General features: G+C 73.4%; 19 protein-coding genes. 17 read left to right on the top strand and 2 right to left on the bottom strand.

The features are described from left to right. Window positions 1-5: 5 nt before the first annotated feature. The 8 genes from PD653B2_RS11180 (at window position 6) to PD653B2_RS11145 (ending at window position 7,942) form a co-directional block, all read left to right on the top strand. Window positions 6-1,730: a thiamine pyrophosphate-dependent enzyme gene (locus PD653B2_RS11180; protein WP_085872455.1), complete on the top strand. Its 1,725-nt coding sequence runs from the start codon at window positions 6-8 to the stop codon at window positions 1,728-1,730. A 148-nt stretch (window positions 1,731-1,878) separates the two neighbouring features. Further along, window positions 1,879-3,750: a translation elongation factor 4 gene (gene lepA / locus PD653B2_RS11175; RefSeq protein ID WP_089503940.1), complete on the top strand. Its 1,872-nt coding sequence runs from the start codon at window positions 1,879-1,881 to the stop codon at window positions 3,748-3,750. Between the two features lie 240 nt (window positions 3,751-3,990). Continuing rightward, entirely contained in the window at window positions 3,991-4,575 is a 585-nt protein-coding gene (locus tag PD653B2_RS11170; RefSeq protein ID WP_133059026.1) for a hypothetical protein, read from the top strand. Continuing rightward, window positions 4,572-5,297, top strand: a complete 726-nt coding sequence (locus tag PD653B2_RS11165; RefSeq protein ID WP_085872452.1) for a hypothetical protein — start codon at window positions 4,572-4,574, stop codon at window positions 5,295-5,297. The genes PD653B2_RS11170 and PD653B2_RS11165 overlap by 4 nt, the downstream gene beginning before the upstream one ends. A 1-nt stretch (window position 5,298) precedes the next feature. Next, window positions 5,299-5,712, top strand: a complete 414-nt coding sequence (locus PD653B2_RS11160; protein ID WP_085872451.1) for a hypothetical protein — start codon at window positions 5,299-5,301, stop codon at window positions 5,710-5,712. Next, window positions 5,709-6,017: a hypothetical protein gene (locus PD653B2_RS11155; protein WP_085872450.1), complete on the top strand. Its 309-nt coding sequence runs from the start codon at window positions 5,709-5,711 to the stop codon at window positions 6,015-6,017. The genes PD653B2_RS11160 and PD653B2_RS11155 overlap by 4 nt, the downstream gene beginning before the upstream one ends. Continuing rightward, entirely contained in the window at window positions 6,014-6,931 is a 918-nt protein-coding gene (locus PD653B2_RS11150; RefSeq protein WP_085872449.1) for an aminoglycoside phosphotransferase family protein, read from the top strand. The genes PD653B2_RS11155 and PD653B2_RS11150 overlap by 4 nt, the downstream gene beginning before the upstream one ends. A 138-nt stretch (window positions 6,932-7,069) precedes the next feature. Continuing rightward, the gene (locus tag PD653B2_RS11145; RefSeq protein WP_085872448.1) at window positions 7,070-7,942 is read left to right on the top strand and encodes a JmjC domain-containing protein; all 873 of its coding nucleotides are present in this window, start codon (window positions 7,070-7,072) and stop codon (window positions 7,940-7,942) included. On the opposite strand, the gene PD653B2_RS11140 is transcribed toward PD653B2_RS11145, so the two are convergent. Beyond that, the gene (locus PD653B2_RS11140; protein WP_165763435.1) at window positions 7,911-8,963 is read right to left on the bottom strand and encodes a GNAT family N-acetyltransferase; all 1,053 of its coding nucleotides are present in this window, start codon (window positions 8,961-8,963) and stop codon (window positions 7,911-7,913) included. The genes PD653B2_RS11145 and PD653B2_RS11140 overlap by 32 nt on opposite strands. A 187-nt stretch (window positions 8,964-9,150) precedes the next feature. Between PD653B2_RS11140 and PD653B2_RS11135 the strand changes: the two genes are divergently transcribed. The 9 genes from PD653B2_RS11135 (at window position 9,151) to PD653B2_RS11095 (ending at window position 20,447) form a co-directional block, all read left to right on the top strand. Beyond that, window positions 9,151-9,855, top strand: a complete 705-nt coding sequence (locus tag PD653B2_RS11135; RefSeq protein WP_085872446.1) for a hypothetical protein — start codon at window positions 9,151-9,153, stop codon at window positions 9,853-9,855. A 7-nt stretch (window positions 9,856-9,862) separates the two neighbouring features. Continuing rightward, window positions 9,863-10,660 (top strand): hypothetical protein, encoded by a 798-nt coding sequence (locus tag PD653B2_RS11130; RefSeq protein ID WP_085872445.1) that lies wholly within the window; start codon window positions 9,863-9,865, stop codon window positions 10,658-10,660. A 10-nt stretch (window positions 10,661-10,670) separates the two neighbouring features. Next, window positions 10,671-13,532: an oligosaccharide flippase family protein gene (locus tag PD653B2_RS11125; RefSeq protein WP_085872444.1), complete on the top strand. Its 2,862-nt coding sequence runs from the start codon at window positions 10,671-10,673 to the stop codon at window positions 13,530-13,532. Beyond that, window positions 13,529-14,347, top strand: coding sequence for a polysaccharide deacetylase family protein (locus PD653B2_RS11120; RefSeq protein WP_165763434.1), 819 nt, complete (start codon window positions 13,529-13,531; stop codon window positions 14,345-14,347). The genes PD653B2_RS11125 and PD653B2_RS11120 overlap by 4 nt, the downstream gene beginning before the upstream one ends. Window positions 14,348-14,366: 19 nt before the next feature. Continuing rightward, complete coding sequence (locus PD653B2_RS11115) at window positions 14,367-15,743, top strand: O-antigen ligase family protein (protein WP_133059027.1); 1,377 nt, start codon at window positions 14,367-14,369, stop codon at window positions 15,741-15,743. 2 nt (window positions 15,744-15,745) lie between these two features. Further along, window positions 15,746-16,867, top strand: coding sequence for a glycosyltransferase family 4 protein (locus PD653B2_RS11110; protein ID WP_085872442.1), 1,122 nt, complete (start codon window positions 15,746-15,748; stop codon window positions 16,865-16,867). Next, window positions 16,855-17,916: a glycosyltransferase family 4 protein gene (locus PD653B2_RS11105; protein WP_085872441.1), complete on the top strand. Its 1,062-nt coding sequence runs from the start codon at window positions 16,855-16,857 to the stop codon at window positions 17,914-17,916. The genes PD653B2_RS11110 and PD653B2_RS11105 overlap by 13 nt, the downstream gene beginning before the upstream one ends. Before the next feature lie 153 nt (window positions 17,917-18,069). Continuing rightward, window positions 18,070-19,335 carry a Wzz/FepE/Etk N-terminal domain-containing protein gene (locus tag PD653B2_RS11100; RefSeq protein ID WP_085872440.1) on the top strand — a complete coding sequence of 422 codons (1,266 nt, stop codon included), beginning with the start codon at window positions 18,070-18,072 and terminating at the stop codon, window positions 19,333-19,335. Window positions 19,336-19,355: 20 nt separating this feature from the next. Then, a complete protein-coding gene (locus PD653B2_RS11095) occupies window positions 19,356-20,447 on the top strand; it encodes a glycosyltransferase family 4 protein (protein ID WP_089503937.1) in 1,092 nt (363 codons plus the stop codon). Here PD653B2_RS11095 and PD653B2_RS11090 read toward each other — a convergent pair. Beyond that, window positions 20,392-21,834 (bottom strand): sugar transferase, encoded by a 1,443-nt coding sequence (locus PD653B2_RS11090; RefSeq protein ID WP_165763433.1) that lies wholly within the window; start codon window positions 21,832-21,834, stop codon window positions 20,392-20,394. The two genes, PD653B2_RS11095 and PD653B2_RS11090, sit on opposite strands and share 56 nt — an antisense overlap. Window positions 21,835-22,364 lie beyond the last annotated feature (530 nt).

The following is a 22,364-nucleotide window of genomic DNA, read 5'->3' as shown; positions in this document are numbered from 1 at the left end:
GGACCATGCCCACCGTTGCCGAGCTGCTCATCGACGCCCTCGCCGAGCACGGCGTCACCCAGGTCTGGGGAGTGGTCGGTGACGCGCTCAACCCCGTCACGGACGCGATCCGTCGCGAGGACCGCATCGCGTGGATGGGCGTGCGCCACGAGGAGGCCGGCGCGTTCGCGGCCGGGGCCCAGGCCCAGCTGACCGGCCGGCTCGGTGTCTGCATGGGGACCGTCGGGCCGGGTGCGATCCACCTCCTCAACGGCCTGTACGACGCGAAGAAGTCGCACGCGCCGGTGCTCGCGATCTGCGGGCAGGTGCCCCGCGAGGAGATCGGCAGCGACTTCTTCCAGGAGGTCGACAACGACGTGCTCTTCGCCGACGTCTCGGTCTTCTCGGCCACCGTGTCCAGCCCCGACCAGCTGCCCGGGCTCATCGAGCAGGCCGCCAACGCCGCGCTCCAGGAGCGTGGCGTCGCGGTCCTGACCCTCCCCGGTGACGTCGGTGGGATGGACCTGCCGAAGCACACGGCGACACCGAGGTTCGTGACCGACCGTCCCGCCACGCCCCCGAGCGACGCGTCGCTGTCCGAGGCTGCGGCGGCGATCAACGCGGCCGGCGCCGTCACGCTCCTCGTCGGCCAGGGCGCGAGCGGCGCCCGCGCCGAGGTGCTCGAGCTCGCCGAGCGCCTCTCCGCGCCGATGGTGGTCACCCTCAAGGGCAAGGAGGCCTTCGACGCCGACAACCCCTACGAGGTCGGCCAGTCCGGGCTGCTCGGCAACCGGGCCAGCGCGGTCGCCTTCGACGGCTGCGACCTGCTGCTGATGGTCGGCACCGACTTCCCCTACAAGGACTTCTACCCGCAGGGGAAGGTCGTCGTGCAGATCGACGTCGACGGCAGCCACGTCGGACGGCGTACGCCGGTCGACCACGCCGTGGTCGGCGACGCCCGGCTGGCCGTGCGCGGACTGCTGCGGCTGGTGGACGAGAAGCGGGACACCGGCCTCCTCGAGAAGGCGCGCTCGTCGTACGCCCACTGGCGCGAGCGGCAGCAGCACCTCACCAGCCCGGACTACGAGCGGAAGCCGGTGGGCCTCCTGCGCCGCAAGGTCGAGAACCCCGAGGGCCGGGTCCGCCCCGAGCTGCTCGCCGCCGCGATCGACCGGTTCGCCGCGACCGACGCGGTCTTCACGACCGACACCGGGATGGCGACGACGTGGCTGGCCCGGTTCGTCCGGATGAACGGGGGTCGGCAGCTGCTCGGCTCGTTCAACCTGGGGTCGATGGCCAACGCGATGCCCCAGGCCCTCGGCGCCCAGGCGCTCGACCGGCACCGCCAGGTCGTCGCGTTCTGCGGCGACGGCGGCCTGACCATGCTGCTGGGCGACCTGATCACCGCCGTCACCCATGAGCTGCCGGTCAAGCTGGTCGTCTTCGACAACGGCCGGCTCGGGATGGTCAAGCTGGAGATGGAGCAGGTGGGGCTGCCCGAGTTCGGCACGGTCCTGCACAACCCGGACCTCGCGAAGGTCGCCGAGGCGATCGGCATGAAGGGCATCCGGGTCACCGACCCGCACGCCGTCGAGGGTGCGGTCCTCGAGGCGCTCGCCCACGACGGCCCGGTGCTCCTCGACGTGCTGACCAACCCCGACGAGATCGCCGTACCTCCGAAGCCGACGCTCGAGCAGGGCTGGGGCTACGCGATCGCCAGGTCGAAGGAGTTCATCGACAGCCCGGAGTGACCGATCCGGCCACCAGTTCCTCGCGCTCCTGCTCCTGCTGCTCTCCGGCCACCTCGTGCGCAGGTCGAGGCGGCTCCGGCGAGGCGGTCCGGGCACCACCCGTGTGGGAGGATGAGGCCGTCCCCCGCAAGTGACCCGAGAGACGTCTGTGCCCACGAACACCGCCCCCCCGCCGGGGCACACCGATCCCGCGATCATCAGGAACTTCTGCATCATCGCGCACATCGACCACGGCAAGTCCACGCTCGCCGACCGGATGCTGCAGCTCACCGGCGTCGTCGACGAGCGGTCCTCCCGCGCCCAGTACCTCGACCGGATGGACATCGAGCGCGAGCGCGGCATCACCATCAAGAGCCAGGCCGTGCGGATGCCGTGGACGGTCCCCGAGGGCAACGAGCAGGGCGCGGAGCCCGGCAACTACGTGCTCAACATGATCGACACCCCCGGCCACGTCGACTTCACCTACGAGGTCTCGCGGTCGCTCGAGGCGTGCGAGGCGGCGGTCCTGCTGGTCGACGCCGCCCAGGGCATCGAGGCGCAGACGCTGGCCAACCTCTACCTCGCGCTCGGCGCCGACCTCCACATCATCCCGGTGCTCAACAAGATCGACCTGCCGTCGGCGCAGCCCGAGAAGTACGCCGCGGAGCTGGCCGGCATCATCGGCTGCGACCCCGCCGACGTGCTGCAGACCTCGGCCAAGACCGGCCGGGGCGTCGAGGCGCTGCTCAACGAGATCGTCAAGCAGACCCCCCACCCGGTCGGCGACCCGGACGCCCCGGCGCGGGCCCTGATCTTCGACTCGGTCTACGACACCTACCGCGGCGTGGTCACCTACGTCCGCGTCGTCGACGGCAAGCTCAGCCACCGCGACCGGATCAAGATGATGTCGACCGGCGCCGTGCACGAGATGCTCGAGGTCGGCGTGATCAGCCCCGAGCCGGTCAAGGCGAGCCTGCTCGGTGTCGGCGAGGTCGGCTACCTGATCACCGGCGTGAAGGACGTCCGACAGTCGCGGGTCGGCGACACCGTCACCAGCCAGCACCACGGCGCCGAGGAGGCGCTCGGCGGCTACAAGCACCCGAACCCGATGGTCTACTCGGGGCTCTACCCGATCGACGGCGACGACTACCCGACGCTGCGCGACGCCCTGGAGCGGCTGCAGCTGAACGACGCGGCCCTGGCCTTCGAGCCGGAGACCTCGGGCGCACTGGGCTTCGGCTTCCGCTGCGGGTTCCTCGGCCTGCTGCACATGGAGATCACCCGCGACCGCCTCGAGCGCGAGTTCAACCTCGACCTGATCTCGACGGCCCCCAACGTCGTCTACGAGGTGGTGATGGAGGACGGCAGCGTCATCACCGTCACCAACCCGAGCGAGTACCCCGAGGGCAAGATCGCCGAGGTCCGCGAGCCCGTCGTACGCGCCACGATCCTGTCGCCGTCCGACTACATCGGCACGATCATGGAGCTCTGCCAGACCAAGCGCGGCAACCTCCAGGGCATGGACTACCTGTCCGAGGACCGCGTCGAGATGCGCTACACGCTGCCCATGGGCGAGATCGTCTTCGACTTCTTCGACCAGCTCAAGTCGCGCACCAAGGGCTACGCCTCCCTGGACTACGAGCGCTCCGGCGAGCAGGCGGCCGACCTGGTGAAGGTCGACATCCTGCTCCAGGGCGAGCCGGTCGACGCCTTCTCGGCCATCGTGCACAAGGACGCCGCCTACGCGTACGGCGTGATGCTGGCCGGCAAGCTCAAGGACCTGATCCCGCGCCAGCAGTTCGAGGTGCCGATCCAGGCCGCGATCGGCGCCCGCGTGATCGCCCGGGAGAACATCCGCGCGATCCGCAAGGACGTGCTCGCCAAGTGCTACGGCGGTGACATCACCCGCAAGCGCAAGCTCCTCGAGAAGCAGAAGGAGGGCAAGAAGCGGATGAAGATGGTCGGCCGCGTCGAGGTGCCCCAGGAAGCCTTCATCGCCGCTCTCTCCAACGCGCCGACGGCGGAGAAGTCGAAGAAGTAGGGGTCGGGCCTGCGCGTCGCGCTCGACGTCGTCGTCAGGCATCCGGGCGCGTCGCCCGGGCCGCCTTCGCCGATGGGTGGGCCGAGACCGAGGCGCACGTGCCCGGCAAGCCCGGTGTGCCGCCGGACCACTGGATCCGCACCGAGTTGCCGCGGTCGTGAACGGGACCGTTTGGGTGCCCCCGACCAGGGGTAGACCGGACGGTGTCACCGATCTGGGGATCGCAGCACGGGGGAGACGATGACCGAAGAAGTGCGAGTGTCCTGGCAGGGCACCCAGGAGCTGGTCCAGCTGACCCACGACCAGTACCTCAACCTGTCGGATGCGTCCGGGTTCATGTGCTCGGCGCAGCTGGCCGACACCGGTGCCTTCAGCGGCTTCCTGAGCCTGTTCCAGGGCACCTACCAGGAGGCGCTCGACGCCGTGACCGCCAGCCTGAACGACGCGATGACCGGCGCCCAGCGGCTCTCCGACCGCATCGCCGACGCCCGCGAGCACCTGCGGCAGACCGACCACGCCGTCGAGACGCTGCACACCAAGCTCGAGGAGCAGGTCGGCTGCCAGTCGTACACGCCGGGATCCGGGGGCGACATCCCCCAGGTGCCCGACAACCTGGTCAACGCCAACAACCTGCTCGACCACGTCGAGACCCCGATGAGCGGGCCGCCGGTGCCCGACTTCGTCCAGCACCATGCCGGCTCGACGCCGGCCGCGCCGCTGGACCTGATCGACAACACCGCCAGCCTCATCGGCAACGCGAGCGACACGGGCGACGGCTTGGACCACGCCGACGACGCCGACGACTTCGTGGAGGCCCACCGATGAGCTCGATGACGGTCAGCCTCGTCGACCCGTCCTGGTCGCCCAGCACCGCGGGCAGCGAGGGCGACCTCATCGACGAGATGCGCGACAACTGCGGCTTCATCATCCAGGGGATCGACTGGCTGCTCCGCAAGGTCGGCTTCGACCTGATCGGCGCGATCCTCGACCCGATCGCGGGCGACTTCAACGCCGTCGACGCGATGGCGAGCAACTGGGGGGTCCTGGGCAACGGGCTCGGCCAGATCGGCCACAACTACTCCGCGATCAACGGCGCGCTGCCGTCGGTGTGGGCCGGCCGGGCGGCGGACGCGGCCTCCGGCAAGATCACCGGCTTCGCCGACGCGTTCGCGACCCAGGCCGAGGGCGCTCAGCTCGTGATGACCGCGATGCAGGACATGCTCACGGCGACGAAGGCCGTGGTCGAGCTGGTGGCCGACGCGATGTCGATGGTGGACGACCTGGCGGTGTCCCTGATCTGCAGCTGGTTCAAGCTCGCCAAGGAGCTCGCCACCGGCGGCGCCACGATCCGGAAGATCGTCCACCTGGTCGAGGGCGCGATCGAGGCGATCAAGACGCTCCACAACGTCATCCCGCCGCTGCTCCAGGCCTGCGCGATCATGTCCTCGATGATGAAGGCGCTCGACGTGGTGTTCCAGATCGGCAACGTGGCCGCCAACGCCAACAGCGGCAGCAAGGCCGACGACGTCGCGAACGCGGGCTTCTGACGTGGCCACCCCGGACGCCGCCCAGGCCGAGCTCGCCGAGCTGCGCGCCGTCGTGTCCCGAGCCCGCGAGCAGGCCCAGCAGATCACCCAGGCCGCTCAGGCCTCGCGGGCCGGGCTGCGCCAGGAGGCGGAGCGGATCCGTGCGGAGCGGGACCGGGCCGAACGCGAGCTGCGCGACGACGTACGCCGCGGGTCCGTCGACCCGGAGACCCGGCAGCTGGCCGAGAAGCTGGTCCGGGGCGAGGTCAGCTGGCGCGACGTCCTGACCGGCGACGAGGGTGCCGAGCTGCGCAGCGAGCTGGGCGACCAGGTCGAGACGATCGTCGAGGAGCTGCGCGCGACCGACTCCTCGTTCCGCGAGGCCCACGACAGCACGCTCCGCGCGGCGGCGGAGCTCCGGGCGGAGGGTCCGTGACCGATAGCCCGACACCGCCCGTCCGGGAGCAGACGTTCGGCGAGGCGACGCGCCAGGCCTGGCGCCGGAGCTCGACCGGGCTCACCCGCTACGCCTCCTTCGCCGTCGGCGCCCTGATCATGCTGGGCGTCCACGTCGCCCTGATCGTGGTGACCGGCAACGCCTGGTCCTGGCTGGCGGTCGTCGCGCTCCCGCCCGCGGCGTACTTCCTCCTTGCCGGGTTCGTCTACGGGCGGGTCTGGTGGCGGGTGCTCGGCCTGGCCCTGTTCGTCGTCGGGGCGATGCTGCCGTTCTACCTGATGTGAGCGTCCCGATCCCCGCGACCTTCGCCCGGTACGCCGCTCGCGGCCCGGCCTGGGCCGACTTCCTCGACCGGCTGCCCCGGCTGCTGGGCGACCTGGTCGCCGACTGGCAGCTCACCGTCGACGGCGAGCCTGCCCACGGGCACGCCGCGCTCGTCGTCCCGGTGCGCACGCGGTCCGGCCGTCCGGCCGCCCTCAAGGTCGGGTATCGGCACGAGGAGGCCGAGCACGAGTCCCTCGCGCTCCAGCACTGGCACGGTCGCGGGGCCGTCCAGCTGCTGCGGGCCGACCCGCACCGGTCCGCCCTGCTGCTCGAGCGACTGCACGCCGAGGACCTCGGCGACCTCTGGGACGTCGAGGCGTGCGAGATCGTGGCCGGCCTCTACGGGCAACTGCACGTGCCGGCGCCGCCGCAGCTGCGCCTGCTCCCGTCGTACGCCGAACGCTGGGCGCGCGAGCTCGACGCGCTGCCGCGCGACGCCCCGCTCCCGCGGCGGCTGGTCGAGCAGGCAGCCGCGCTGGCGCGCGACCTGAGCCGCGACGAGGCGAGCAGCGGCCGCATGATCCACACCGACCTGCACTACGCCAACGTCCTCGCCGGGGACCGCGTGCCCTGGCTGGTGATCGACCCGAAGCCCCTCAACGGCGACCCGCACTACGAGGTCGCGCCGATGCTCTGGAACCGGTGGGAGGAGATCGGCTCCGCACGGAGCGTGCGCGACGGCGTCCGGCGGCGCTTCCACACGGTGGTCGACGCCGCCGGCTTCGACGAGCGGCGCGCCCGTGACTGGGTGGTCGTGCGGATGCTGGTCAACGCCCTCTGGCGTCTGCAGGACCCGCCCGGCACCCGTCGGCTGACCGCGGACAACGACCACGTCACGCGGTGCGTGGCGGTCGCCAAGGCGGTCCAGGACTAGGCCGGAGCGACTGAGGGGTTTCCGAAGGCGCCCAACTGGAGACATTCCAGGTGAGCGGGATCGGGACATGCCCGAACCGTGGAGAGCGCGCGCGACCACGCAGAGCGTCGGACGCCGCCACTGACACCCGGGGGATTCATGAACACCAACACGCCGTGGCCTGCCGTCGACCAGTCGTTCCTGGCCGACCTCGCCACCCGCACACCCGCGCCGTTCACGCATGGCCTGAGCGGCGATCCGCGCTTCTCGCTCGACGCCATCGCCCGGCTCGGGGACGAGCTGGGCGCGGAGTCGATCTCGGCCGAGCAGGCCTCCAAGCCTCTCGTGTCGGCCGACGCCGGCGCGGCCACGGCCCTCGAGGTGGTGGCCGTGTCCGACCAGATCCGTGCGCTCGCGGCCAACGACTCGTGGTTCACGCTGCTGAACATCGAGCAGTCCGAGCCCTATCGCGAGCTGGTCGACCAGCTGCTCGAGGGGATGGCGGCGAACGCCGGGCTCGACCCGCGCACCATGAGGCGCCGGATGGGGTTCGTGTTCGCGAGCTCGCCCGGCTCGGTGACCTCGGCGCACTTCGACATCGAGCACAGCTTCCTGCTGCAGCTGGAGGGCCACCGCAAGCTCGGCTTCGGGAAGTTCGCCGACCGGGAGCAGCGCGAGCGCGAGGTGCACCGCTACTGGAACGGCTCCTACGGCCGGCTCGACACGATGCCCGAGCAGGTCGCGGAGTTCGACCTCGCGCCCGGGCTCGGCGCCTACATCCCGCCGTACCACCCGCACTGGCTGAGCAACGGCGACAGCACCTCGTTGTCGCTGACCGTCACGTTCTTCGACCGGTCCAACGGCGACGAGTCGATGGTGCAGGCGTTCAACGAGAAGATCAGGCGGCTCGGCATCGACCCGAGCGTGTACGGCGACGCCCCCCGCAGGGACCGCGCGAAGGTCGCGTTCATGCGGGTGTACGGCGCGGCGAAGAGCCGGATCACGGGGCCGGAGACCTCAGCCTCGCACTGACCCGGCGGGCGGCGTCCTCGGCGGCGAGCACGCCCCGGGCGAGGGTGCCGTGGGCGGCTCGGAGCCGTCCCACCGACCGGGTCGCGTCGGTGAACGAGGACTTGTAGCCCTCGCCACCGCGCAGCAGGTCGGCCTCGTGGCACCCCGCGGCGAGGGCGTCCTCGATGACCCGGACGATCAGCACGGTGCCGGCACCGTCGTGCCGGGAGTCGAGGGAGCGGGCCACCTGGTAGAGGCTGAGCCGGCCGTCGGTGACGAACGCGATCGACACCGCCGCGACCTCGTCGTCGGACGCGAGCACGTCGACCCGCGCCTCGCCGCGGGCCACCCCGTCGGTCACCGCGCGCTCGAGGGCCGCCATCTCGGCGAGCAGGGGAGCGCGGCCGTCGCGGCCGTCGTGCAACGACCGGAACGCCGCGAACCCGTCGGGCAGGTCCTCCCCGGTGAGGCGGCGGTGCTCGATCCCGGCCGCGGCCAGGCTCCGCGCCGAGCGTCGGACGCTCCGGCGGAAGTTGGAGGAGCGGCCCGCCAGGTAGTCCTCGGCTCGGTCGGGCAGCGGCTGGAACGGCGCCACGTCCGACGGCTCGGCCTCGGCGTCGACCGCCCGGGCGAGCAGCGAGCCCTCCACGACCCCGCGCAGGTCGAGGATCCGCTGCCCGGGCCGGGAGAACCACGACCCGACGGCGCCCACCACCGCGTCCTCGGCGCCGGGCTCGGCCATCAGGTCCAGGTGGTCGGGGCACAGGACGGCCGGTCCTGGGGCGACGTAGGTGGGCACGCCGCAGGTCCGTCGCTCGCGCAGCGCCAGCCCGCCGACGAGCCGCCCGCCGTCGAGCACGAGGAGGTACGTCGTCCCCTCCGGCGCCACCCCCTCGAGCCACCACGACCGCTGGAAGGGCGACGCGACGGGCTGGCTCCCGGCGAGCGCGTCCCACGCCGCACGGTGGCTCCCCAGGGCGGCGACCGTCGACACCGGCGCACTCCGGGGGCCGGACCTGGGGTCTCGCTCGGTGTCCGGCACGAGATGCACCCTAGGCCAGGTGACGCTGCTCTCGTTCCCCGCTGGGGAGCCGTCCACAGGCGGCACACAGTGTTTGAACGATTCATCATCGGGCACGGTTCGTCCGTACGGGATTTGCGTTGTCCGCTCTCGGGGCCACGTCTGGCGGTGCGCGCAAGCCATCAAGCACCACAGGGGGATTTCGCGCATGCCGAACGACGTGTCCAAGCAGTCACCGATGATCGCCAAGTCCGGTGCGGTCGACGACGACGCCGGCGGATCCGGGACCGCGGCCGCTCAGGCCCAGGCCATGCGCGCCCAGCTGGGCGTCCAGCGCGACAACGAGAAGCTGTTGGCCGAGGCCAGCGAGATCAAGCGTGCCGCCGCCGACGAGGCCGACGCCATCGTCGCCGCGGCCGAGGCCCTCGCCGCCCGGCTGGTGAGCGAGGCCCGCGAGAGCGCCGAGGCGCTGACCGTCGAAGCGCGCGAACGCGCCGACGGCATCGTCGCCCGGTCGCGGCTCGAGGCCGACGAGCTGCAGCGCCAGACCGAGGCCGAGCGCGCGCGCATCCGCGAAGAGGTGCTGGCCGCCGGGCGTGCGGAGATCGAGGAGTTCCGCACCCGCACCGCGGGCCTGCTCGACGACGCCGAGGGCGGGCTCCGCCAGGTCGGCCCGACCCTCGAAGGCGCCGTGTCGACCCTGGTCGAGGTACTGCGGTCCCTGGAGCAGGTCCGCACCGGACCGTCGGACCCCGAAGCATCCGGCCAGTCGGCTGCGGCCCGTGCGCTGGTGGCCGCCCCGGGCGGTGACGGGCAGCAGCGGCCGGCCGACCAGGCCGTCGCCGACCCGACCGCCCCCCACGACCCCGACGCGCGTCCGCTCGGGTGGCTCTTCCGCGCCTCACAGTCCTGACCGCCCGGTGACAACGACACGCACCGGGCCGACGTACCGCGCCCACGTCGCCCCCGGAGGGACCCTGCGCACCAGCCTCCTGGTCGTGCTGCTGGTCGTGGTCGCGCTCCTCGGAGCCGGCTGCTCCCAGATCTCGGCACAGATGAACGGCGAGACGGTCACCTCCGTCCCCACGGAGGCGCCGGCGCAGCCGATCCTCGTGACCCGCGACTGGGGCGTCGTGGACGGCATGGTGTCGGTCGTCGTGATGAACACCACCGACCGCACCCTGCACAGCGCGGACGCCGTGATCACCGCTCGCGACGAGAACGACGTCCTCGTCGCGACCTCGCTCGAAGGCCCTGAGGGCCGGTGCTGCCCCGTCGTAGACCTGCCGCCGGGTCAGCAGTTCGGCTTCTACCTCGACGTCGGAGACCCCGCCTCCGACATCAGTCACGTGGACGTCGCCTACCGCAACGTCGCCTGGGCAACCGCCGACGCCGCGACCGAGAACCCGCTCAAGGCGCACCCCGTGCGGCTGGAGTCCGCCGCGAGCGAGACGGTCGTGGTCGCCGACGTGCTGAGCTCCGCCTCGGTGGTCCCCCAGGCCAGCGTGCAGGCGTTCCTGACGAGGCCCGGCGGTGAGCTCGTCGCCGTGGTGGCCGGTCGGTGGTTCTGCTTCTCCGAGGGGCGCCACGAGATCCGGATGCAGCTCCTGCACGCCGTCCCGCCCGGCACCGAGGTCAACCGCGTCACCATCCGTCCCGCCACGAGCGACCCGGACGGGACACCGCTGCACTGCGCAGGCCCGGCCGAGAACGGCTGAGGGGCTGCTCATGACTGCCGGAGCCAGCACCACCGAGGAGCGCATCGAGGCACCGCACTGGACCGTCGGCGACCGGCTGGCCGCCTTCGCGGCGCTGCTGCCCGCCGACGCGGCCGGCCCGGTCGTCCTCGCCCTCACCGACGACCTCACCCCCCACCTCCAGGCGGCCTTCCCGGGTGCGCTCGTGCTGAGCGACGGGACCCGCCTCGACGGGTGGCCGGACCCCGGCCGGGTCGTCCGCTGGGACGGCACCCACCCACCCGTCGCGCCCGGGTCGGCAGCCCTGGTCGTCGTCGACGCCCGGCGATACGACGAGCAGGTGCTGGCGGCACTCGTCGCCACCGACGGGGTGGTCGCCGTGCTCGGCGATGCCGGGCCCTATCTGCTCTACCCGAGCGCCGAGAGCCCCGAGCTCGTGTGGCACCGCTCGTGGCCCGTGAGCATGCCGAGCGGACCCGTGCCCTGGCTGCGGCGCGTCCTCGGCCTGACCGTCGGGCGTGGTGACGCGGTGCCCCGGTTGCGGGTGAGCGGCGACCGGCCGTCCCTGGCCGACGAGGTGCGCCGCGACCTCGCCCGGGCGACGGGGCTCGACAGCGACCTCGTCGGGCTGCTCACCGCAGGCCAGGTGGTGCTGCGTCTGCGCACCGTCGAGGGTGACCTGGCCGTCCGCCTGTCCCTGACCGACCCGGAGCGCGAGGTCGACGTCGCGTCGCGGATCCTCGACGACGTGCCGGAGGCGCGCCGGTTCCTGCCCGTCGTCGTGGCCGAGGGGCGGACGCGGGGGCGGCCGTGGACCGCGACCGAGTGGACCCCCCGGCGGCATCGACCCCTGAGCTGGCCGTGGCCGAATGCATCCCGGCAGTGGGAGGTCGCCCGCGAGCTCGCGGAGGTCCTGGCCGGCCGCGAGACCGGCCGCACCGGCGCCGGTTGGGCCGAGCGGTGGAGCTCCGGGGCGCACGTGGTGCCCGTCGGGGTGCGGGTGCGGTGGGCGGCGGCCCTCGAGGTCCTCGACCGGGGCGTCCCCACCGGCTGGTGCCACGGCGACCTCTGGCCGGGCAACGTGCTCCTCGACGGGGCCGTCAGCACCGTCATCGACTGGGACAACGCCGGCGACGACGCACCCCTCGGCATCGACGGCCTCCTCGTCCACGCGCTGCAGGGGGTGGCCGGCACCGACGGACTCGTCACCGACACCCTCCTCCGGCTGGTCGATGACCCGCACCCGGTCGCCGCGATGATGGTGGGCGGCCGGCGCTGGGCCGACTGGGAACGGCCCGAGCGGCTGGCCCTGGCGCTCGCGGCGGTGGTGCTCTACCTGCGCAACCGGTCCCTGCACGACCTCGGACACGACGAGCTGGCCCGGCACCTCGCGGCCGTGGCCCGGGTGCTCGACGGTGCGGTCGCGCCACCCGACGCTGCGGCCCCGGCTCCCGAGCCGCCCAGCATCGAGGCAGCCCGCACGGCCCGGGGAGTGCTCTGGCTGGCCACGAACGGGATCGTCGTCAAGACGTCCCAGACGGTCGTCCTGCTCGCCCTCGCGGCCCTGCTGGCGCCCTCGGCGCTCGGCGTCATCGCGCTCGGCACGGTGGTCGCCAACGTGTCCGCCGTGGTCACCAGCCTCGGCACCGCCAGCGCGCTCGTCTACTGGCGCGGCGACGTGCTCCGGGTGGCGCGCACCGCCGTCACCGTGGGCATCGGGATGGGGACGGCGGTCGCGACGCTCCTGTGGTTCGCTGCGCCCTGGCTGGCGGCCAGCTTCCACGCCACCGACGGCGGGGCCGCGGTGATTCGCGGCCTGACCGTCACGCTGCCCTGCCTCGCGGTCGCGGCCGTGAGCAACGAGCTGCTGCGCCGCCGGCTCGCCTTCGCCCGCCGGATCCTGCCCGACACCGTCTCGTCGGTCGTCGGAGCGGTGGTGGCGATCGTGCTGGTCACGCAGGGCCACGGCGTGATGGCGCTCGTCGTCGGACAGATCGTGCAGGGGGTGCTCACCCTGCTGCTCACCTGGCTGGTGCACCCGCCGGTACTGCCCGGCTGGAACCTCGAGGACGCCCGCGGCCTGCTGTCGTACGGCGGGCCGTACGCCGGTGCGAACCTCCTCGAGCTGGTGCAGCTCAACATCGACTACCTGATCGTGTCGCGGGTCCTGGGCGGCGAGGCGCTCGGTCAGTACTCCCTCGCCTTCCGGCTCGCGTTCATGCCGTACCTGATGATCGTGGTGGTCACGACCGGTGCGGCCTTCCCGTTCCTCTGCCGCCAACGTGGAGTCGACCTCGGCCGGGCCGCCGTCACGGTGATGACCGCGACCCTCACCCTGGTGGCCCCGATCTGCCTGGGTCTCGCCCTCTTCGCCGACGACCTCGTGCTGCTCGGCGACAAGTGGCAGCCCGGTGTCCCGGTGGTCGCGTGGCTCGCGCTGTACGCGGTGCTGCTCAGCGTCGGTCAGCTGGTGCAGACGGCGCTGAACGCGGCCGGTCGCCCCGCCCTGTCCATGGGCCTGCGGCTGTGCCACCTGCTCGTCCTCTTCGCCACCCTCGTGCTCCTCGCTCCGCGCGGCATCACCGCGGTCGCGATCGGTCAGGTCGCGGCGGCGGCCTTCATGTCGCTCGTGGCGCTGGCCTTCGCGCGGCTCCACGTGACCGGCTTCTCGCTGCGCCGGCTGGCGTCGTCGCTGCGACCCGCGCTGGCCGGCGTGGCCGTGATGGCGGCCGTGGTCCTGATCACCCGCGAGCTCCTCGAGATCGACACACCCTCGCTGGTCGGGCTGCTCGTGGTCGGTACGGCGGGGCTGCTCGGGTACGCCGCAACGGTCTGGACGCTGGACCGCGACCATCTGCGCGAAGCCGGCCGCCTGGTCAGGAGACAGTCGTGAGGGGCGGGGTGCGCGCGCTCGGCACCGCGCTGCGCCCGATCACCACCACGGCCCGCCGGCTGAGCCGCGGTCGCGGCCTGACGATCATCGGGTGGCACCGGGTCGACGGGCACAGCGACGGGCTCTCGACGGGTGTCGACGACTTCCGCCGCCACCTCGACGTGCTCGACACGTGGGGCGCCACGGTGCTGCCGCTCGACGCGGCCGTGGCCGCCCTGGCAGCCGGCACCCTTCCCGACCGGGCGGTGGTGCTGACGTTCGACGACGGCTACGCGAGCGTCGTCGAGACCGCCTGGCCGATCCTGCGCGAGCGTGGCCTGCCGACCACGCTCTTCGCCGTGACCGCGAGCCTCGCCGGTGATCTGCGCTTCGCCTGGGACCGGCACGAGCCCGAGCACGACCGGCTCCGCCTCGCTCGGCCCGACGAGCTGCTCGACGCCGCCGGCGAGGGGCTCGACATCGGGTCCCACACGGTCAGCCATCCGTGGTTGCCGCGGCTCACCCCGGCCGACCTCGTCCGCGAGCTCGTCGACTCCCGCGTGAGCCTCGAGGAGCTGCTGGGCAGGCCGGTCACCTCGCTGGCCTACCCGACCGGAGGCTGGAACCCCGCAGTCCGCGCGGCCGCGGACGCGGCGGGCTACCGGATCGCGATCACCGTCGACCGCGGCCTCAACACCGTCCGGACCCCGCACTTGTCGCTGCGCCGGTCGTTCGTGCCCGCCGACCCCGAGGACCTGCGCCTGATCCTCGACGGCGCCTACACCGTGCTGCGGCCGCTCGACTCGTGGCGCAGCCGCAAGGGCCCCCCGTGGTGACCTCCGTGATGACCCCGTGGTGACATCGGCGCAGGGCCGCGCCACGGCGCCGCCGCTGAGGTCCGCGGCGCCGCGTGACCGCCGTACCCGCACGGCCTGGACCGTGCTGCTGCCGCTGGCCTGCGCGTCCGCGATCGGGGTGGTCGCCGGGCTGGCCCCGATCCCGGTGCTCGTGGTCACGCTGGCCGCGGCGGCGGTCTGCGGGATCGTGCTGGAGCTGGAGTGGGCGGCCCTCGTGGTCGTCAGCGCGTCCGTCTTCGAGGACTACCTGGTCCGCACGGACCCCCGCGCCGTGAAGGTCCTGGGCGTGCTGCTCGTCCTCGCCTGGATCGTCCGCCGCTGCTCGGGGCGGCTGCACCGCGAGCAACGCAGCCCGGTCCTGGTGGCCGCCCTGGTCTTCGTGGTCGCCCTGCTCGTCTCGACGCTCGTGCACAACAACGGTGACACCGGCACCGCCGTGGTGGTCCGGTACGCCGGCTTCCTCGCCGTGCTGCTCGTGCTCTCCGACGTGCTCCGGGGCCGGCTCGCCCCCGAGAGGCTGGCCCGCGTCTACGTGGCGGCCTGCACTGCCGCCGCCGTCTGTGGCCTGCTCACCTACGCGCTCGCGGAGGACCCGCGGGTGGGAGGGCCGATCGCCGACCCCAACGACTTCGCGTTCTTCCTGCTGGCGGCGGTGCCGCTGGCGTTCGCCCTGCGGCGGCGCGGCCGGCACGGCTGGGTGTGGAGCGTCGCCGCGGTCGTCGTGGTGCTGGCCGTGATCGGCACCCTGTCCCGGGGTGCGCTGCTCGGCCTGGTGGCGATGGGGGTCTTCGCCCTGGCGACCCGGATGGTGCGGCTGCGTGCCGCGGTGGACCTGGCGGTCGTCCTCGTCGCGCTGGTCGCCCTCACCGCCGCGTTCTTCCCGAGCCTGGTCGAGACGAGCCTCCACCAGAAGGGCCACGTCGCCGACCAGAACGTCTCCGAGCGGCTGGCGCTGTGGCGCGAGGCGAGCCAGATGACGCTCGAACGCCCGCTGCTCGGCATGGGACCGGGCGCGTTCTCCCTCGACCACGGGGCGTTCTCCCCGGAGCTGCCGGACGACGTCAACCATCCACTCGACGTCGCGCACAACACCTGGCTCGAGATCTCGAGCGAGCTCGGCCTGTTCGGGCTGACCGCCTTCGTCGCGATGCTCTCGGTGGCGTTCGCGCAGGCCTGGTCCGGCTGGCGACGGGCCCGCGACCCGATGTCCGCGGCGGTCTCTGCGGCCCTGGTCGGGGCGGCCGTCGCCGCGACCTTCGTCACCGAGCAGTACTACCTGCCGCTGTGGCTGCTGTGTGCCCTGGCGGTCGGCGTCGGGTCACGCAGCGCGCCCTGCGTCCACCTCGCACCGGGCACGACCGCGGGGGAGGACTGAGCATGCGGATCGCCCAGCTGCTGACCCTCGACGCCGGAGGGCCGGTCGACCATGCCGTCGACGTGGCCGTCGGGCTGGCCGCCCGGGGGCACGAGAGCCACGTCGTCGGGCCCGAGTCCGCCGGCACCGCCCGCGCCCGCGCCGCCGGCGTGGTCTGGCACCCGGCGGCGATGACCTCCATGCGCGACGTCGGCGCCGGCGCCCGGATCGTGCGCACCCTCCGGTCGCTGCGCCTCGACGTGGTGCACCTCCAGGACCGCAGGGCCGGCTGGCTCGGCCGCGCCGCCGGACGTCGCCACGCCCTGGGCGACGCGGGACTCGTCTACACGCTGCACGGGGTGCCCGACGGGCTCTCGGACCTCGTGGCCGGCAACGCGTTGGCCGGACCGCGCCGCCGACGCGACCGTCTCTACTACCTGGCCGGCGAGCGTCTCGTCACCCGGTGGGGCCGGTGCCGGGTCGTCGTCCCGAGTGCCGCCGTGGCGCAGTACGCCCTCGACCACGTCGGCCTCCCGCGCGACCTGGTGGACGTCGTGCCCAACGGCGTCGACCCGGTCCGCTTCGCGCCCGCGGCCCAGCCGGCGGGCGACCGCCCTCCGACGGTCCTGTGGCTCGGCATGCTCGCGGAGGTGAAGCGGGTGCGGACCCTCCTCGACGCCGTCGAGCGGGTGCCCGGCCTGCAGCTGCTCCTCGTCGGCGACGGGCCGCTGCGCGGTGAGACCGAACGCCGGGCCTCGAGCGCCGGCCTGGCGGGCCGGGTCGAGCTGGTGGGCCGCGTCGCCGACCCCGCATCCGTCCTGGCCCGGGCCGACCTGTTCGCGCTCTCGTCGGCGGCCGAGAACTGCCCGATGGCCCTGCTCCAGGCGATGGCCGCCGGGCTGCCCGCCGTGGCGACCGCGGTCGGCGGCGTGCCCGAGGTGGTGCGCGACGGGGTCGACGGGCTGCTCTGCCCGGTCGACGACACTGATGCGTTCGCCGACGCGCTGGCTGCTCTCGCCGGTGACCGGCTCCTGCGCGAGCGGATGGGCCGCTCGGCGCGGGCCCGGATCCTCGACGGCTACACGGTCGACGACTGCGTCGACGGCCTGCTGGTCAGCTACGAGGAGGCCCGGTGCGCGCGCTGACGGTGATCGCGGAGATGGGCTCCGGGGGAGCGGAGACGGTGGTGGCGGACCTCGCCGTCCACCGGCTCGAGCAGGGCGACGACATCGGTGTCGCGAGCAGCGGCGGGTGGCGGGCCGACGAGCTCGCCCGCGTCGGTGTCCACACCGTCGACGTGCCCCTGCGCGCGCCCGGTCCGGTCTCCGTGCTGCGTACCGCAGGCCGGCTGCGGCGCGAGGTGGCGAGCCGGCCGGTCGGCCTCGTCCACGCCCACAACGTGCGCGCCAGCGTGGCCGCGCGCCTCGGCACCCGCGGCTCGCCGATGGTCACCACGGTCCACGGCCTCGCCGACGAGGACTACCCCCGGGCGGCTCGGCTGCTGCGCCGGTCCGACCTGGTCGTGGCGGTCTCGCAGGACGTGGCCGGCCGGCTCAGCACCGCCGGCCTGCCCGAGCAGCGGCTCCGGGTGATCGAGAACGCCGTACCGACCGCCGACGACGTCGACCGGGCGGCCGCGCGCCGCGACCTCGGCCTGGACCCGACGCGGCCCGTGGTCCTCTGCGTCGCCCGGCTCGCGCCGCCGAAGCGGGTCGACCTGCTGCTCGACGCCTGGTCCGGGACCGCGATCGACGCGCTGCTCCTCGTCGCGGGGGACGGACCGGACCGGTCGGCGCTCGAGCGCCGGGCCGCCGGGCTCGACGGGCGGGCCCGGTTCCTGGGCGATCGCCGCGACGTACGCCGGCTGCTCGCCGCCGCCGACGTGCTGGTGCTGCCGAGCGACCGCGAAGGTCTGCCGATGACGGTCCTCGAGGCGATGGCGGCGGGTGTCCCCGTGGTCGCCTCGGCCGTCGGCGGCCTGGCCTCGTTCGACCCGGAGACGATCGCGCTGGTCCCGCCGGGGTCCGCGTCCGCCCTGGGCGACGCGGTGCAGCGGGTGCTCGCCGAGCCGGGCCGGAGCCGAGGGATGGCCGAGGCCGCACACGAGGTGGTCCGACGACGGTATTCGTCGTCGGGAATGAGATCTGCCTACGAGAACTTGTACGAGGAGCTGCTCGGTGGCCGGAAGTCGTAACCAATTCACAGCAGTTGCGTTGAAAATGACACTACTGTCGGCGGCGCCGACCGATCGTCGGCGCCTGCGACAGTCTCCACTCGGGGGAGTGCGGCCGGAAAGATCTTCCTGGTCGCTCGGACTGCGTGCCCACGGCACGCAAGGGGGAGCACCATGGAGTTGAAGGACGTCGGTCGCGCTGTCTGGCGGCACCGAGTCTTGGCCATCGCGATCGTGCTGACGACGGCCGTGGCCGTGGCGACGGGCCTCTACCTGTCGCCGAAGACCTACACCGCGTCGGCCACCGTCTCGGCGGCTGCCTCCGACGAGACGGCGAGCGCCGAGGACCTGAACGCCCTGCGCGGCACGCTCGGTGAGCTCAGCAACTCCCAGGACGTCCTCGAGGGCGTGGCGAGCCAGCTCTCCGAGCCGCGCTCGACCGATCAGCTCCGTCGCGAGATCTCGGGACGCTGGGTGGAGGGCACGATCCTGGTCCAGATCACGGTCAGCGACGAGGACCCCGACATGGCCGCGGAGATCGCGAACACCGTCGCGGAGGTGCTGCCGCTGCACGACCCGAGCAACGGGTCCTTCCTGTTCACGACCAGCAACCCGGCCGCTCCCGCCACCACCTTCTCCAGCCCCAACCTGCTGCTCGGCATCGGGGTGGGCGCCCTGCTGGCGCTGGTGCTGGCGGTCTGCGGTGCCCTGCTGCGCGACCGCTACACGAACCGGATCGGCAGCGCCGCGGAGGTCGAGGAAGCCGGGGACGCCCCCGTCCTCGCGCACGTCTCGCCGCCCCGCGACCCGACGACCCTGCCCGCGCTCTACCCCGGCACGGCTGCGGCCGACGTCTTCCGCACGCTGCGCATCGCGCTCGAGGCCGAGGCGAGCACCGTCCCGGTCAGCCGGGTGGTGGTCTCCGGGGTGACCCCGGGCGAGGTCAACGTCTGGCTGGGCGCCAACCTGGCGATCTCGCTGGCGAGCGTGGGCCGCCGCGTCCTGCTGGTCGACGGTCGGATCGGTGACCGGCACGGCCAGTCGATCGCGGCCGGCCCCGACACGTCGGGTCTCTACGAGCTGCTCCTGGGCGGCGACCTCGACACGGCCCTGAGTGCGGGGCCGGTCGACAACCTCAGCGTGCTCCCGGCCGGCGACTGGGGCGGTGAACCTGCCGACGTGCTGCTCGAGACGCGCTTCTCGACCGTGATGGCCGAGGCTGCGGCGCGCTTCGACGTCGTGGTCGTCCTCGCGCCGCCCCTCGACCTCTGCGACGACGCGCGGGTGATGGCGGCCGGCGGCTCGATGCTCCTCGCGGTCCCCGAGAGCGGCGTCTCCCCGCGCACCCTGCGCCAGCACGCCGACCGGGTCCGCTCGGTCGGGGTGCGCGTCCTGGGCGTCGTGCTGATCGGCAAGACCGCCGAGCGGGTCCCCAGCTGACCGGGTCGCCCGCGCCCCCGGTGCGGGTCCTCCACGTCTCGGTGCCGACCACCGAGGGCGTTGCGGTGGTGCTGCTCGGCCTGGTCCGCGACCAGGTCGCCCGCGGCTGGCAGGTGACCGTGGCCTGCCCGCCGACCGGCTGGCTCGGCGACGCCGTACGCACCACCGGGGCCCGGGTGGTGCCGTGGTCGGCCCGCCGCGAGCCCGGGCCCTCCGTGGCGGCGGAGGCCGCCCGGCTGCGCCGGATCCTGCGGGCCGAGGCGCCCGACATCGTCCACCTCCACAGCGCCAAGGCCGGGCTGGCCGGCCGCCTCGCCGTCCGGGGCCGGCTGCCGACGGTCTTCCAGCCGCACGCCTGGTCGTTCCTCGCCGCCAGCGGAGCGACCGCCCGCGCGTCCCTGGCCTGGGAACGCCTCGCCGCGCGCTGGACCACCCGGCTCGTCTGCGTCAGCGAGGCCGAGCTGCGCGAGGGCCGGGTGTGCGGCATCCGCGGCGCGGCCACGGTCGTGCCCAACGGCGTCGACCTGACGACGGCCCGTCACGACCGGGCGTCGGCCCGCGCCGGGCTCGGTCTCGAGGACCGGCCCACGGCGGTCTGCGTCGGGCGGCTCGCCCCTCAGAAGGGGCAGCAGGACCTCCTCGACGCCTGGGCGCTGGTCGGCGAGCGGCTGCCCGAGGCCCGCCTCGTGCTGGTGGGCGACGGTCCCGACCGGGACCTGCTGGAGTCACGTGCCGGAGCGGGAGTCTCGTTCGCCGGCGTCCGCCGAGACGTGCCGGCCTGGCTCGCTGCCGCCGACGTCGTGGTGGTGCCCTCGCGGTGGGAGGGGATGGCCCTGGTGCCCCTCGAGGCGATGGCCGCCGGGCGCAGCGTCGTCGCCACCGACGTCGCCGGGATCACGGAGAGCGTGGTCGCGGGGACGGGTGCGGTGGTGCCCGCGGGGCGGGTCGACGCGCTGGCGGCGGCCATCGGCGAGCGACTGCGCGACCCGGGCCTCGCGGACGCCGAGGGCCGTGCGGGGCGCGCTCATGTCGAGACCCACCACGGCACCGACCGGTCTACACGCGCGGTCGCGGAGCTGTGCCTCGCTCTGCTGGCGGCTCGCCGAGGGTGAGCCTCAGCGGGGCGTCCGAGCCCGGCTGGGACCGGGTGACCGCCCGCACCGTGCGCATCATGATCTTGACGTCGGTCCACAGCGACCAGTTCTCGATGTAGTGGTTGTCGAAGCGGGTGCGCGCGTCGATGGGGGTGTCGCCGCGCAGGTCGTTGACCTGCGCCCAGCCGGTGAGGCCGGTCGCCACCCGGTGCCGGTCGTCGTACCGGACCTGGGCCTTGGAGAACTCCCGGACGAAGAACGGCCGCTCGGGGCGGGGACCGACCAGGCTCATGTCGCCGCGGACGACGTTCACCAGCTGGGGCAGCTCGTCGAGGCTGGTGCGCCGGAGGAACCTGCCGACCGCGCCGAGCCGGTCGTCGTTGTCGATCGACCACTGGGTGGCGCTCTCGAGCTGGTTAGTGGGCTTGAGCGAACGGAACTTGTAGAGCGTGAACGTGCCGCCGCCGCGGCCGACGCGCACCTGGCGGAAGATCACGCCGGGGCCGGTCTCGAGGCGCACCGCGATCGCGCAGGCGAGGAGCACGGGGGACAGGACGACGAGCGCCAGGCACGAGAGGGCGACGTCGAAGGCCCGCTTGAGGAGGAGCGTGTGCGGGCGCAGGCCCCAACGCCGCAGCCGCATCACCGCGACGTCGCCGATGACCTCGGTGCGCCGGTGGTGGTCGAGGCCCATCATCTCGAAGAACCGCGGGACCACGAAGACCTGGTGGTCGTTCTGCACGCAGCGGCGCACGACGGCGATCGTGTGGTCGTCGGGCGGGTCCGGGAACGCGAAGACCACGTCGTCCACGCCGAGGTCGGTCATCGCGCGCTCGAGGTCGTCGACCCCGCCGAGCAGGGGGAGCGGGAGCTGCTGGGCGGTGAGGCCCGGCGCGCAGTCGATCATGCCGACCGGGTGCAGGCCGTACTCGCCCCGGGCCAGGAAGGTCCGGGCCAGCCGCTGACCGACCGCGCCGGCACCGACGATGATCGCCGGGTGCGAGCTGCGGCCGTTGCGTCGGCGGGCGAGTGCGCGGGAGTAGACGATCCCGCGGAGCACGACCAGATGCAGGAACGCGGACCCGCTGAAGATCAGCAGCATGCCCCACGGGGGGCTCGTCAGCTCGGGCGCCGGAGTGATCGCCATCAGGGCCAGGGTGGCGACCAGCGTGGCCAGGGCCAGCTGGGGCAGGTCCTCGAGCAGGGACAGCACCAGGCGGGACCGGTGCAGGTCGGCCTGCCGGCACACCAGGGTCGCGGCCACGGCGGCCGTGGCCACCGCGAGCGGGCTCACCGAGGCGTGGACGGCGAGTCCGGCGAGGACGATCGCCACCGGGTCGACCAGCGTCAGTGCCGGTCGGATGCTCTTGAGCCATGGAAGTACGTCGATCAGGCCTGCTCGCACGTGCCGATCCCCCCGGGTCGTTGGTGCAGTGCCGCGCCCGCGCAAACTGCGTCGGGCGCCGGGACCGCCGGCTGTCCCGAGCCAGGGCGTTGAAGTCCTTCTACTAGGTGCCCCACGAGCCCGTGATGAAACGTCGGTACGGCGTGACGCAGCCCTCGGTGGGTGCGGGAATCGGGTCGGCGCCGACCGTCGGGACCGCCGGCATCGGGCCGTGCCGCCATCGGTCCTCCCCCTCGACCTCGGCGACCCTCGCGAGGCGGAACAGGGCGCGGTCGGCCGGCCCTCTCTCGACAACGACCGATGGCCGAAACAGTTCCGGTCGACCGGGTCGGCCTGCGCGGTCGAGAACGTCACCACCGCCCCGGGCACGGCGACGTCGTCAGCCTGATGCCCGCACGGTGACGACCGGGGCGGGAGCGGCCCGGGAGTCACGTCGCCGCGCGGGCCCGAGCAGGGTTGCTACCCACGAGTTGGGCCAGTGATCTAGGTTACTCCGCATCCCCATTCGTCTCGGCCGCCCTGCAGGAGTG

Origin of the sequence: Nocardioides sp. PD653-B2 (assembly GCF_002117935.1) — a bacterium.
In the GTDB taxonomy this organism is placed as follows: domain Bacteria; phylum Actinomycetota; class Actinomycetes; order Propionibacteriales; family Nocardioidaceae; genus Nocardioides.
The sequence above is the reverse complement of the archived record's forward strand: the minus strand, read 5'-3'. Positions and strand labels throughout refer to the sequence as shown.

Bases quoted from the DNA above. Each gene is read 5' to 3' on its own strand.
- PD653B2_RS11180 (WP_085872455.1), top strand. From the start codon at position 6: ATGCCCACCGTTGCCGAGCTGCTCATCGACGCCCTCGCCGAGCACGGC.
- PD653B2_RS11170 (WP_133059026.1), top strand. From the start codon at position 3,991: ATGACCGAAGAAGTGCGAGTGTCCTGGCAGGGCACCCAGGAGCTGGTC.
- PD653B2_RS11165 (WP_085872452.1), top strand. From the start codon at position 4,572: ATGAGCTCGATGACGGTCAGCCTCGTCGACCCGTCCTGGTCGCCCAGC.
- PD653B2_RS11145 (WP_085872448.1), top strand. From the start codon at position 7,070: ATGAACACCAACACGCCGTGGCCTGCCGTCGACCAGTCGTTCCTGGCC.
- PD653B2_RS11135 (WP_085872446.1), top strand. From the start codon at position 9,151: ATGCCGAACGACGTGTCCAAGCAGTCACCGATGATCGCCAAGTCCGGT.
- PD653B2_RS11125 (WP_085872444.1), top strand. From the start codon at position 10,671: ATGACTGCCGGAGCCAGCACCACCGAGGAGCGCATCGAGGCACCGCAC.
- PD653B2_RS11110 (WP_085872442.1), top strand. From the start codon at position 15,746: ATGCGGATCGCCCAGCTGCTGACCCTCGACGCCGGAGGGCCGGTCGAC.
- PD653B2_RS11100 (WP_085872440.1), top strand. From the start codon at position 18,070: ATGGAGTTGAAGGACGTCGGTCGCGCTGTCTGGCGGCACCGAGTCTTG.